The sequence below is a fragment of the Streptomyces sp. NBC_01471 genome (assembly GCF_041438865.1).
GTDB lineage: Bacteria > Actinomycetota > Actinomycetes > Streptomycetales > Streptomycetaceae > Streptomyces.
Genome location: NZ_CP109450.1, coordinates 2,832,075 through 2,844,663 on the forward strand (window position 1 = coordinate 2,832,075; position 12,589 = coordinate 2,844,663).

General features: G+C 70.6%; 10 protein-coding genes and 2 pseudogenes. 2 read left to right on the forward strand and 10 right to left on the reverse strand.

What is annotated here, in order from left to right; all coding sequences use genetic code 11:
• Positions 1–204: 204 nt before the first annotated feature.
• The 3 genes and pseudogenes from OG285_RS12175 to OG285_RS12185 all read right to left on the reverse strand — a co-directional run.
• Positions 205–381: pseudogene (locus tag OG285_RS12175) on the reverse strand (Txe/YoeB family addiction module toxin); the annotation flags it as partial.
• Positions 381–443, reverse strand: a pseudogene (locus OG285_RS12180) (type II toxin-antitoxin system prevent-host-death family antitoxin); the annotation flags it as partial. The pseudogenes OG285_RS12180 and OG285_RS12175, both read right to left, overlap by 1 nt.
• Positions 424–882 carry a cupin domain-containing protein gene (locus tag OG285_RS12185; RefSeq protein WP_356828571.1) on the reverse strand — a complete coding sequence of 153 codons (459 nt, stop codon included), beginning with the start codon at positions 880–882 and terminating at the stop codon, positions 424–426. The pseudogene OG285_RS12180 and the gene OG285_RS12185, both read right to left, overlap by 20 nt.
• Positions 883–1,104: 222 nt before the next feature.
• On the opposite strand from OG285_RS12185, the gene OG285_RS12190 reads away from it, so the two are divergent.
• Complete coding sequence (locus OG285_RS12190; protein WP_356828573.1) at positions 1,105–2,097, forward strand: NAD(P)/FAD-dependent oxidoreductase; 993 nt, start codon at positions 1,105–1,107, stop codon at positions 2,095–2,097.
• A 54-nt stretch (positions 2,098–2,151) separates the two neighbouring features.
• Here the strand turns inward: OG285_RS12190 and OG285_RS12195 are convergent, their stop codons facing one another.
• The 5 genes from OG285_RS12195 to OG285_RS12215 form a co-directional block, all read right to left on the reverse strand.
• The gene (locus tag OG285_RS12195) at positions 2,152–2,754 is read right to left on the reverse strand and encodes an XRE family transcriptional regulator (RefSeq protein WP_356828575.1); all 603 of its coding nucleotides are present in this window, start codon (positions 2,752–2,754) and stop codon (positions 2,152–2,154) included.
• A 107-nt stretch (positions 2,755–2,861) separates the two neighbouring features.
• Complete coding sequence (locus OG285_RS12200) at positions 2,862–4,004, reverse strand: acyl-CoA dehydrogenase family protein (RefSeq protein ID WP_356828577.1); 1,143 nt, start codon at positions 4,002–4,004, stop codon at positions 2,862–2,864.
• A gap of 4 nt (positions 4,005–4,008) precedes the next feature.
• Positions 4,009–4,758 (reverse strand): thioesterase domain-containing protein, encoded by a 750-nt coding sequence (locus OG285_RS12205; protein ID WP_356828579.1) that lies wholly within the window; start codon positions 4,756–4,758, stop codon positions 4,009–4,011.
• A 2-nt stretch (positions 4,759–4,760) separates the two neighbouring features.
• The gene (locus tag OG285_RS12210; RefSeq protein WP_371790961.1) at positions 4,761–6,410 is read right to left on the reverse strand and encodes a GMC family oxidoreductase; all 1,650 of its coding nucleotides are present in this window, start codon (positions 6,408–6,410) and stop codon (positions 4,761–4,763) included.
• Positions 6,407–9,694, reverse strand: a complete 3,288-nt coding sequence (locus tag OG285_RS12215) for an amino acid adenylation domain-containing protein (RefSeq protein WP_371790962.1) — start codon at positions 9,692–9,694, stop codon at positions 6,407–6,409. The genes OG285_RS12210 and OG285_RS12215 overlap by 4 nt, the downstream gene beginning before the upstream one ends.
• A gap of 223 nt (positions 9,695–9,917) precedes the next feature.
• Here OG285_RS12215 and OG285_RS12220 point away from each other — a divergent pair, with 223 nt between their 5' ends.
• Positions 9,918–10,502, forward strand: coding sequence for a flavoprotein (locus OG285_RS12220; protein ID WP_356828585.1), 585 nt, complete (start codon positions 9,918–9,920; stop codon positions 10,500–10,502).
• Positions 10,503–10,627: 125 nt separating this feature from the next.
• Here the strand turns inward: OG285_RS12220 and OG285_RS12225 are convergent, their stop codons facing one another.
• Both OG285_RS12225 and OG285_RS12230 read right to left on the reverse strand, forming a co-directional pair.
• On the reverse strand, positions 10,628–11,035 hold the full coding sequence (locus tag OG285_RS12225) for a RidA family protein (protein ID WP_371790963.1): 408 nt from the start codon (positions 11,033–11,035) through the stop codon (positions 10,628–10,630).
• Between the two features lie 89 nt (positions 11,036–11,124).
• Complete coding sequence (locus OG285_RS12230; protein ID WP_371790964.1) at positions 11,125–12,582, reverse strand: NAD(P)/FAD-dependent oxidoreductase; 1,458 nt, start codon at positions 12,580–12,582, stop codon at positions 11,125–11,127.
• Positions 12,583–12,589: the final 7 nt, after the last annotated feature.

The following is a 12,589-nucleotide window of genomic DNA, read 5'->3' on the forward strand; positions in this document are numbered from 1 at the left end:
GCTGGGCCTCCGGACGACCAACGCGTGACCAACGCGTCCGGGGCCCTTCCCGGTGACACCATCGCGCCTGGCAGTCAGGAGCCTGTCAGGCCCGCACCCAACCGCCCGGCTGTCGTCGCACTCCCGCGGCAACGGACACCCGGCCGGCCGTCCTCGGAGAAAGGCCGGGCATGGCAGGGCCACAGCTTGGACACCCCGCGTCCAGTAGCGGTAGCGGGCAGCGAGGATGACGATCTCCTTGTCCGTGACTAGGTGGACAAGGCGATGCCCGTCGTCGATCCGCCTCGAACACGCCCCGGGCAAGTGGTACTTGAGTGGCTCGGGCTTGCCGATCCCCGTGAAGGGATCGCACTTGACGTCCTCGATGAGCTTGTTGATCCGGCGTTGCCGTGCTTGGAGACAATCTCGATGGCCTCGTGGTCGTCATTGACCTTCTTGATCAGCGGCTGTCTCTTCGAGGTGGTACAGCTCAGGCACGGAGACCTTGATCGGCTCTTGAGTGGTCCGGGCGATCACGACGACCGCGGGCTCGTCCGGATCGGGGTTCTCCTCGCGGTGCGGGACGAACGGGGGAACGAGGAAGAAGTCGCCGGGGCCGGCGGCGAGCCGCACCTCCTCCGTGCCGTCGTGGTAGACGAACACGGGGTGGCCGCTGACCACGTAGATCCCTGCCTCGGATTCACCGTGATGATGGTTGTCCGTTGCGCTCAGGGGCGGGTTCTCCACCAGGCCCATCCAGAGCTTCTTCGAATCGACCGTGCCGCCGCTGATGGCGGCGTAACCGTCCAACTCGCCGGATCGGACATGGTGGACACGGTTGTTCAGTGCGCGCGCGTTGTCACCAGCAGCCGGCGCGGTCCCGGCACCTTCGTGGGCAGTCATTGTGCAGCCTTCCGGTTATCGATGGCTTTGGCCGGAATCCAGGCTGCGGCTCCCGCACCTGGACCGACAACCTGAGTTGCCATTATGGCAACCAGCCCCGGTCGTCTCCAGGACCCCCGGCCACGACCACCGTCCGAAGGGCCGGGGGTTCGGTCCCGGAAACGGCAACAAAGATTGCCCGGGCACGTCGCGCACCGCAGTCTTCCGGAGGAGGTGATCGCCATGACTGGCGCCAACAACGACACCAGTAAACAGACCTCGTACGACGTCATCGTGATAGGCGGCGGGGCAGGAGGGCTGAACGCCGCGCTCGTGCTCGCCCGGGCCCGTCGCACCGTAGCCGTCGTCGACTCCGGGGAGCCCCGCAACGCCCCCTCTGCCCACATGCACAGCTTCCTCTCGCGTGACGGCGTCCCCCCGCTCACCGTGCTCGCGGCCGGCCGTGCGGAGATCGCGCGCTACGGCGTGGTCCAGATCGACGGCCGGGCGGACCAGGTCGAGGCCGGGGAGACCGGAGGGTACGTGGTCCGCCTGGAGGGCGGTGCGACCCTGGACGCCCGGCACGTCGTGCTCGCCACCGGCCTGCGCGACGAACTGCCCGAGATTCCGGGTGTGCGGGCGATGTGGGGCGAGGACGTGCACTTCTGCCCGTACTGCCACGGCTACGAGGTCCGCGACCAGCCGATCGTCGTACTCGGTGTGCACCCGGCCTCGCCCGGGCAGGCGCTGCTGCTGCGCCAGTGGTCGCCGCACATCGTGTATGTCCCGCACAGTCGCCCGCTCACCGACGAGGAGCGCGAACGCATGGACGCATGCGGGGTCCGAGTGGCGGAGGGGCCGGTGTCCACCCTGCTGAGCAAGGACGGCCGGCTCCAGACGGTGGAACTCGCCGACGGACGGACGGTGGACTGCGCCGGGGTGTTCCTCTTCCCGACGATGACGCCGAACGACGGGGCCTTCGAAGGTCTCGGCTGTGAGAAGAACGAGCAGGGCTGGCTGGTAACCGACCGGTCCGGCCGCACCAGCCGCCCCGGCCTGTGGGCCGTCGGCAACGTGACGGACTCGCGCGCCCAGGCCGTCACCGCGGCCGGCATGGGCGCCGCGGCCGCCTTCGCCCTCAACCACGACCTGGTGGACGAGGAGATCGAGCGTGATCTGGCGGCACACCGCGCCGCCGCCGCGGACCTCTCCGAGGCATCCGTCCCTATGTGCTGAGCGGGCGAGCGAGGGCCATGGCGCCGCCTCCGCCCCCGAACGCCCGCCTCCGGATCATGTTCCGGAGGCGGGCGTTCGCCGTGTCGGGTGGGCGCGTACGTGCATCCGCTCGCCCTGGCGGCCGAAGACGCTGAGTACCTCCACCGGCCCCTTCCCCGTGCTTCCGAACCAGTGCGGCAGCCGGGTCTCGAACTCCGCCACCTCGCCGGGGCCGAGGACCAGGTCGTGGTCGGCCAGTATGAGCCGCAGCCGCCCGGAGAGCACGTACAGCCACTCGTACCCCTCGTGGGTGCACAGCTCCGGGGTGTCGCGGCTCGCCGGCAGGACCATCTTGTAGCTCTGCAGCGGGCCGGGCTGACGCGTCAGCGGCAGCACCGTGTTGCCGTTCACCGTGTGGGGCTTGACCCGGACGCGCGGGTCGCCCACCTCCGGGGCGCCGACCAGTTCGTCGAGGGGGACCTGGTGGGCCTGGGCGATGGGCAGCAGCAGTTCGAGGCTGGGGCGGCGCTGTCCCGCTTCGAGACGCGACAACGTGCTCTTGGAGATGCCGGTGGCCTCCGACAGCGCGGCGAGGGTGACACCACGGGCGGTGCGCACCCGCTTGAGCCGGGGACCGACAGCGGACAGGGCCCGGGTGATCGTCGGTGACTGCTCCATGCCGCCATTAGACAGACTTGTTCCCAAAATGGCAACTGTCGGTGCGGTTTTGGGAACACACGCGCCCCGCCTCCGGTACGGACGACCGGGGCGGGGCGCGGGGTGGTTCAGAGGCCGAGGGACCTCCCGATCAGCTCCTTCATCACCTCTGTCGTCCCGCCGTAGATCGTCTGCACCCGGCTGTTGGTCCACTCCCGGGAGATCGCGCTCTCCTTCAGATAGCCGTAGCCGCCGTGGAGTTGAAGGCAACGGTTCGCGATGTCCACCTGGAGTTCCGTCGTCCACCATTTCACCTTGGCCGCGTCCGTCACCGAGAGCTGTCCGGCGTTGAGCGCGGCGACGCAGTGATCGAGGAAGACCTGAGCGATCGTCAGCTCGGTTTCCATTGTCGCGAGTTGGAAGCGGTTGTGCTGGAAGCTTCCGACGGTCTGGCCGAAGACCTCGCGGTTCTTGGCGTATTCCAGGGTGTCCGCCAGCATCCGCTCGATCGCGCCCACCGCCACGGTGGCGATGCTCAGCCGCTCGCGGGGCAGTCCGGCCATCATGTAGGCGAGGCCGCCGTTCTCCTTGCCGATCAGGTTGTCGGCCGGCACCCGGCAGTCGTCGAAGAACAGCTCGCAGGTGTCGCTGGCGTGCCAGCCCAGCTTCTCCATGCGCCGCCCGCGGGTGAAGCCGGGTGTGCCACGTTCCACTACCAGCAGGCTGATGCCCTGGGCGCCGCGCTCGGGGTCGGTCTTGACGGTGACCACGACGACATCGGCGTTCTCGCCGTTGGTGATGAACGTCTTCTGGCCGTTGAGGATGTAGGAGTCGCCGTCGCGGACCGCCGTGGTGCGGATGTCGGCGGCGTTGGAGCCGGCGTCGGGCTCGCTCATCGCGATCGCCGCGATGAGCTCGCCCGAACAGAGCCCGGGCAGCCACCGCTTGCGCTGCTCCTCCGTGGTCTGCCTGGCGAGGTAGGTGGCGATCACGTCGTTGTGGGCCACGAAGCCGGGCGCCGTCGCCCGGGCCCACATGATCTCCTGCGAGAACACCGCCGGGAAGCGGTAGTCCGGCTCGCCGCCCCCGCCGTACGCGGGGTCCACACCGATGCCGAGGAGCCCCGCCTGCCCGGCCTTGCGCCACACCTCGCGGTCGGTGATGCCGTCCCGCTCCCACCGGGCGTGGTGCGGCAGTACCTCGCGGTGGAGGAACTCCCGGCAGGTGACCCGGAACTGCTCGTGGACGGCCTCGTACCTGCTGCGTGCCATGCCGTCACCCCTCTCCGGGGTCGGTGTCGTCGACGATGGTGGTCAGGGTGTCCTTGGGACGCCGGACGGCCGCGAAGTGGCCGCCGTCGATCTCCACCCGGTGGACGGGCACCGCGCTGTGCGCGGCCCACTGCCAGACCTTCTCCGGCGGAGCATGGACGTCCTCCCGGGCGGCGATCAGGGTGAGCGGGAAGTCCACCCGCAGCCCGCCCGCCTCCTGGGTGAACTCGGCCCGGACGGCGTCGTCCTCCCGGAGCATCCGCAGCAGGATGCGGCGCATCGTCGGGTCGGCGAGGACGGCGGACGGGGTCCCTCCGTCGGCGGCGGTCCTGGCGAGCAGTTCCTCGTCGGGTACGGAGTCGAGCAGCGGCCCGGGCCGCTGGAGCCCGGGCGGGACCGCCCCGGACAGCACGGCTCTTTCCGGCGCCACGCCGACCTGCCGGGTCACCTCCGCCGCCACCGCGAGGCTCATGGTCGAGCCGAAACTGTGCCCGAACGTCGCCCAGCGCAGGCCGGGCGTCCGCTCCCGTTCCGTCAGCAGATCGGCCACCACCTGCTCAGCCATACATCGCACGAGGGCGTGGAAGCCGGCGGCCTTCCGCTCCTGACGGCGGGTCCCGCGGCCCGGGGCGTCCACCCCCCGGACCAGCAGGTGCGGCTCACCGAGCGGCTGCCAGCTCCGGTAGACCAGCGAGGTCGCCCCCGCGTGGGGAAAGCAGTAGAGCCGTACCGGAGGCCTTGATACGGGTTCCACGGTCACTCCTTCGTGCTCCGGGCCAGCTTCTCGGCCAGCATCAGGGTGGTCAGATTGGTGGGCGCGCTGGGGAGGGTCGGGAAGAGCGACGCATCGGCGATCCGCAGGTTCTCGGTTCCGTACACCCGGCCCTCCTGGTCGGAGACCGCCCATGGGTCGGTCTCCGGCCCCATCCGGCACGAACCGGCCGCGTGCCAGCCGGGGTTCGCGATATGGCGGACACCGCTGCGCACCACGCCGTCGTTGGCGACCATCCGATCGCTCCAGAACTGTGTCTTGGTCAGCCGGCCCGACAGGCCCGGCGACCGCAGGAAGCTCCAGGCCCGGCGCACGCCGTGGCACAGCCGTTCCACGTCCTCGGTGTCGGTGGCGATACCCAGTTCGATGACAGGCGCCGCGTACGGGTCGGCGCTGTCGAGGAAGACCCGGCCCCGGGAGCGCGGGCGCATCAGCATCACCGAGATGCCGACGACCAGAGGCCAGCCGAGCCGGTCGACGAAGCCGGGGATGGTGTGACTCTCCACGTTGTTGAGCAACCCCATCTGGATGTCCACGTCGTCGTCGAAGCCGCTGCTCATCCTGGCCGCGACCTGTCGCCAGGGCAGGCCCGGGGTGCACACCCCGTCGGCCGGCTTGGACCACATGACGACCGAGGGGTGGTCCACCAGGTCGCGGCCCACCCCGGGCAGGTCCGCCACGGGCGTGATCCCGAGGGCCCTGAGCAGTCCGGCACCGCCCACCCCCGAGCGCTGGAGGATTGCGGGGGTGCCGACTGCCCCGGCGCTGAGCACGACGTGCCGCGCCCGGACCGTGGTGAGCGTGCCGTCGAGTTCGGTCTCCACGCCGACCGCCCGGTTCTTCTCGAACAGCACCCGGGTGACCCGGAGGCCGGTGCGCAGAGAGAGGTTGGGCAGGTCGCGGACCCCGGCGAGGAAGGCGGTGGAGGCGTCGATGCGTTCACCGTCCACGGCGTTGCCGGGGATCGGGCCGACGCCGGCCTCGACACCGGCATTGAGGTCCATGAGGTCGGTGACGCTCTGCCGGTTGCACTCCTCCCAGAACGCCTCGTCCAGCGGGTGCACCCGGTCGCGAGGGGTGCGCCGGATCGGCAGCGGGCCGCTGTCGCCGTGCAGCCGGCCGGGGAAGTCGGCGTCGTTCTCGATGTCCTTGTAGAAGGGCAGCACGCCCTCCCACGACCAGTCCGGGTTGCCGGCGGCCTCCCAGGCGGCGAAGTCGCGGGGCAGCCCGCGCAGGGCTATGGCGCCGTTGACGGCGGAGCCGCCTCCGACGACCTTGCCGAGCTGGTAGGGGAAGCGTTCCCAGAGGGCACGGGCCGTCGCCCGGCCGCCGGTGGCCGGCGCGGCCCCGGGTATCCCGGTACTGCCCTGGACCAGCTCCTCCAGGCGGTTGCTGGTACGGAGGTTGGCCCGGTAGTCCCAGTTGTGGCCGGCCAGGACGAGGCGTCCGGCGTCGGCCAGCGGGTGGGCCCGGGGCCGGGGCCGGGGCTGGTCCGCGCCGGCCTCGATGAGCAGGACGTTCCCGGAGTCCCGCGCGGCGAGCCGGGCGGCGGTCACGGCTCCGGCGGAGCCGGCTCCGACGATCACGTACTCCCACTCGCGGACCGGCGCGGCGGGATCGTGGTGGGCGGTCACGCCGCGGACTCCTGAACGGTCGCGATGAGTTCGGTGAAGGACGCGATCGACGCGTTCATGAACAGCCCCTCGACCATCTCCTGCTCCATGTCGGCCTCGATGCCGAACTCGGTGCGCAGCAGCGCGAGGAGGCCGACGGCATGCAGGGAGTCGCCGCCGATGTCGAAGAAGCCCTCCTCCACGCCGAAGTCGCCGTGGCCGAGCTGCTGGGTCCAGAGCTCGAAGAGCCGCTCCTCGACCCGGCTGCGCGGCGCGACCCGCGCGGAGGCGCCGTCGGGGTCGTCGTTCCACGGCGTCGGCAGCGCCTTGTGGTCGATCTTGCCGTTCGTCGTCAGGGGCAGGATGTCCAGAGTCAGGAAACGGCTGGGCACCATGTAGCCGGGCAGCAGAGCGGTCAGCGCCTCACGCAGCACGGCCGGGTCCGGGTCCGTCCCGGGCTCGGGCACCACGTACGCGGCGATCTGCCGCTGTCCGGTACGGGCGTGGGCGGGCGCGGTGACGAGCGCGTTGCGCACCCCGGGCTGGCGCAGCAGGGCGGCCTCGATCTCGCCCAGCTCGACCCGGTAGCCGTTGATCTTCACCTGGAAGTCCTCGCGGCCCAGGATCTCGATGTCGCCGCCGGCCAGGTAGCGTCCGAGGTCGCCGGTGCGGTAGAGGCGCTCCCCGGTGACCGGGTGGACCAGGAAGCGTTCGGCGGTGCGCTCGGGGTCGCCGAGATACCCCAGGGCCACGCCGACGCCACCGATGTGGATCTCGCCGGTGACCCCGACAGGGGACGGCTCCATCCACTGGTTGAGAACGTGCATGGTCTGGTTGGCCAGCGGCTTGCCGTACGGGATGCTCGACCACTCGGGCCGGACGGCCTCGATCGGGTGGTGGATCGACCAGATCGAGCCCTCGGTGGCGCCGCCGAGGCTGATCATCCGCATCGCGGGGATCGCCTCCCGTATCCGGTTCGGCAGGTCGACCGGGATCCAGTCGCCACTGAGCAGGGCGAGCCGCAGCCGGCAGCCGCGCGGGACTCCTCCGTCACCGAGCGAGTCGATCCACATGCGCATCGGCGCGGGCACGCTGTTCCAGATGGTGACGCCGTAGCGGCCGATGAGCTGCGACCAGTGGGCGATGTCGTTGCCGCGCGCCGGGTCGGGCACAACGACGGTGCCACCGGCGCCGAGGACGCCGAAGAGGTCGTACACCGACAGGTCGAAGCCGGCCGGGGCGAGCGCCATCGTCCGGTCGTCCTCGCCGACGTCGAAGCGCCGGTTGATGTCCTGCACGGTGTTGGCGGCGCTGCGGTGGGTGATCATCACACCCTTGGGTTCACCGGTGGAGCCCGAGGTGAAGATGACATAGGCCAGGTCGTCGTGGCCCTGGCGGCGCTCGGGGCGCTCGGTGGGGCACTTCAGGGTGGCCTGGTCCTGTGGGGTCAGGACCGTCACGCCCTCCGGCCAGGCCAGTGTGTCCCGCAGGTCCGGCTCGGTGATCACAGCCCGCACGCAACATCGAGCCAGCAATTTCAGGCGACGCTCCTCGGGCAGTTCCGGGTCGATGGCCACGTACGCGGCGCCGGAGTGGAGCACGCCGAGCAGCGCCGAGAACTGGGCGGCACCCGGCTGCATCGACACGGCGACGATCTCGTTCGGCTCGGTACCGGGGCCGTTCAGGAGCCGGTGCGCGATCCGGTGCGCGTCCTCGGTGAGCCTGCGGTATGTGGTCTCCGCGCCGGGCGTGATGACCGCGATGGCGTCGGGGCGGCGTGCGGCCGCCTCGGCGACCAGCTCGTGCAGCAGCGCCGGCGGGATGTCCTCCGCCGTGGCGTTGGCTCGCTCCCGCTCCTCGGTCTGCGGGTCCGGCAGCGGCACGATCCCGCGGGTGGCGTCCCACACGGAGGCGTCGTCCGCCAGACGGCCGAGCAGCGTCACGTACGCTTCGAACATGGCTTCGAGGGTGTTCTCCGGGAACAGGCCCTCGACCGCGTTCCAGTTGATGGACAGCCGGCCGTCCAGCTCAAGGATCTGGTTCTCCAGCCAGACCTGGGGAGTTCGGCTGTGATCGTGGACCAACGCGCCGAACGACTCCAGGCGTCCCGAGTCCGCCACGCCGTCGTCTGCGCCGAGCGTGCTGGAGAAGACCACGGGCATCGAGGCCCGGCTGTCGTCCCTGCGGCGGGCCAGGTCGCGCAGGACCCGGATTCCGCCGTGCGCGGAGTGCGCCAAGTCCTCCAAGGCCTGCGCCTGAAGGCCCCGCGCCCGCTGCTCGAAGGTCTCATCGGCCCGGCCGCCGACGGCGAGCAGGCCCGGCGCCAGGAAGTCGCCCATGATGGCGTCGAGCTGCGGGTGCAGCCCGAGCCGGTGGAACTGGGTGACGGTCAGGGTGAACTCCTGCCGCCGCGACCAGGTCCGCACCACCTCCGCGTAGGCCGCGAGCAGGACACCCGACGGGGTCAGCCCGTGCCGGGAGGCCGTCGCCCGCAGCGCCTCCCACCGTTCCGGCGCGAGCGCTGCACGGTGCCGTACGAAGCGGGGGGTGCCGAGCTGCTCGGGCGCCGCGGCGAGCGGCAGCTCGGGCGCGGGCGGCAGGGTGTCGAGGCGGTCCGCCCAGTACGCGGCGGCCTCCTGGCCCAGGGTCGCGCCGCGCAGTTCCTCCTGCGCGAGCACATAGTCGCGGAACGACAGCTCCAGCGGCTCCGGGTGCCAGCCGGGCTCGTCGTAGAAGCGGCGCCACTCGCCGAGGAGCATGCGCAGGCCCCGCATGTCGAGGAAGAGCAGATCCACGGCCAGGTGGAGCCGGACCCGGTCGTCGTCGAGCAGTGAGGCGCGGACGTCGAAAAGCGGCGCCCGGTCCACCGGCAGCACCTGCTCCGTCAACTCGGCGCGGATCCGCTCGACTTCAGCGATCTGTTCCCCGGCGTCACGGCCCCGCAGATCGGTGCTGCCTATGACGTACGGCTCCACCTCGTCCACGGCGAGAACCCGCTGAGTCTGGCCGGGACCGGCCACCGTGCGCAGTGCGCCGTGCCGGTCGACAACCTTCCGCAGGGCCGCGGCCAGCCGGTCCACGTCGAGACCGGGGCAGTCGAACTCCAGGTAGTACTGGCTGGAGATGCCGCCGAGTTCCAGGCCCTTGTGGCGGCCGATCAGGTAGGCCTGCTGGATGTCAGTGAGCGGGAACGGCTCGTGACGGCGCTCCGGCTGTGGCTTGAGGTCGGGCAGCCGGGTGTCGTCCGGGCGGGCGTGACCGACCCCGCCCGCCCCGCCGCGCAGCTCCGCGAAAAGATCCTCCATCGAGGTCCGCCCCCTTTTTGTCAGATGCCCCGGTGGGCTTTCGAATTCCTATACGAAAACGGAGGTTAGGAGGGGCGGTAAACGTCTTCAATACGGTCCGACCGTAGGGGCGACCGTAGGGTTTCACCGGCGCTCGACTATCGCTGGACTCCCGGCGGACTCCCCCGCCGCAGAATGGACTTCACCATTGACCCGCGACGGGAGCCCGGCGACATCATCGTGCATGGAAATTCAGAAATCCCCGGGGTCGACCGGGAAACGCATACTCATCGGGGGAACCGGATCGATTGCGGTGACCCGGCTTCCGTCATATATCGAGGTGATGCGCCGACAGATCGTGGGCAGCACGTTCACGGTTCTGCTCACCCACACCGCGGCGTCGTTCATATCGCCCGAGAGCCTCGCGCTGTTCGCCGAGCGTGTGGTGTACGGGGAGTCCCCGGCGGACTGGCCGACCGACAAGCCGTCCCGGATCGCCGCCGACCACGACATTCTCGCGGTCCTGCCGGCCACCGCGCACACGCTCGCCGCCGCGGCGGGCGGGGCCGCGCCCAACCGGCTGATGACGGTGGCGTTGTCGGTCGACTACCCGGTCGTCTACTTCCCGGTGATGGGCGCCAAGATGTGGCACAAGCCGGCCGTCGAGCGGAACATCGCGCGGATCCGCGAGGACGGCGGGCTCGTCAACGAGCCGGAGTGGCACAACGGGTTCGACCCGACCGCGGGCACCGCGAGCCACCACCCCGCGCTGCCATCGCCGGAGACGGTGGCCTCGGTGGTGGAGGACCTCCTCGCCAAGGCACGCTGACCCAGCGGCGCAGGTGAGCCCCCGCCGGTTCGGCGGGGGCTCACCTGTGCGGGGCAAGTCCCGTAAGGGGACACGGCCGCGCCGGGCCCGGAGGCCAACGGCCGTCCTGGAGAACTGACGGGAGCTCAGGCCGCGATGGCGGTTGCCTCGATCTCGATGAGGAAGTCGGGCTCCGCGAGCGTGGCAACCCCGACCAGGGTGGTGGGCCGGATGACGTCCGCGCCCAGCTTGGCCGCCGCGCGCTCGGCGCCTGCCGTGATGGCCTCCCACTTGTCGAGTGACCAGTCCACGACGTAGACCGTCAGGCGCAGTACGTCGTCGAAGGTGGCGCCGGCCGCCTTGAGGCCGGTCGCGATGTTGAGGTAGACCTGCTCGGTCTGGGCCGCGAGGTCACCCATGCCCACCGGCTCGCCGTCGGCGGTGCGCGGTGTCTGGCCGCTCATGAACACCACTCGGCTGCCGGTGCCGACGGCCAGCTGCCGCCATCCGTAGGGCTTGGGGAGGTCGGGGGGGTCGATCGCCTCGACTGCCATTGCGCTGTCCTTTCTCGAAGTGCTTTTCGGGCAGGGGCGGTTGCTCCTGCCCCGAAAGCCGGTGGTGCGGTGCGGAGGGAGAGCGTGGGTCAGCTGTTCTCGCGGCAGGTCGCGTAGTACTTGCGCAGCAGACTGACCAGCTCCGGATCGAAGCGGGAGGCGAAGAGCAGCTCGGCCGGCGGGGTGAACTCCGGGTCCAGCTCGTTCGCCCAGGCGAGGGTGGCGGGGCGCAGGTCCATCTCGATCCACTGGTGCCACTCGACGGGGATCGTCCAGTCCTGCTCGTAGCCGATGCCCATCTGGTGGTCGATGAGGACGTCGACGATCTCCTCGCGGGTGCCCGTCTTGAGGGGCTGCCGGAGCGGGGCGAAGCGGTCGAGGTCGGCCTGCGGCTCCTCGCCCAGGATCCGGGCGGCGAAGTCCTGGGCCAGGAGAGGGGAGAGGTGCAGGCCGTCGCGGTAGGTACCGGTCATGATCCACAGGCCCTGCATGCCGCCGTGGCCGAGCAGCGGGAAGCCGTCCATGGACACCGGGCGGTTGCCCACCTGGATCTTGGCGACGTCGCTGTTCCAGAGGTTGCGGCGGACCTGGCGGTGGGCGCACTGCAGGAGGAAGACCAGGTCGCGCATCTCGGCGGTGTCACGCGGCTCCACGGAGATGACGTTGGTGGCGCCGAGGTAGACGTGCCCGTCGCCGCGTGGGACGACGTGGAGACCACAGGCGAAGGAGCGGTTCGGGGTCCGGACGACGCTGTCCGGGCTGGTGCCGTCCCCGGTCTTGATCAGGGCGGAGACGCCGTAGCCGCTGACGAGGCGGGGGACGCGGGGGCCGATGGGCAGGCTGTCCAGGAGCTCCTGGCTGCGTGCGCCGGCGGCCAGCGTCACCTGGTCTGCACTGATCGTCCGCCCGGATGCGGTGACCACTCCGGTCACCCGCTCGCCCTGGTGCACGACGCGGGCGGCGGACTCAGGGACGAGGGTGGCGCCTGCCTGGACGGCAGCCTGTTCGAGCCGCTCCAGGAGGGCGGCAGCGTTGACGGCGTGCTCACCGGGTATGTGGAAGACTTTCAGCGGCCGGGAGATCGGCTCGGCGTCCACCCAGTCGAGGTCGGCGGGCTCGACGTCCTCGAAGGGCTCGTCGTAGCGGGTGAGCTCGGTACGGATGGCGTTGTAGTTGGCGTCGTCGATCTCGGCCGTGCCGATGGTGTTGAGGATGACGGTGGTGCCGTCGGCGGTCTTGAGGGGGGCGCCCTCGGTGCTCGCCTCCAGCTCGGCCAGCCACTGCGGCCACAGCTTGGTCGCCTGGATGCCGAGTTCGAGTTTGGCCCGGCCGTGCTCGGTGGCGAGCAGCGAGGTGGTGACCTCGGCGAAACAGCCGAGCATGGCTCCGGCCGCGGCTGATCCGGCCCAGGGTCGGTGTGGCTGGCCGAGTACGGCGACACGCTGTCCCCGCTGTGCCAGGACCCAGGCGAGCGATAACCCTAGGACTCCGTTGCCGGCGATGACGACGTCGAAGCCAGTACCGTCCGCGTTCCCGTTGGCGCTCATGGCATTC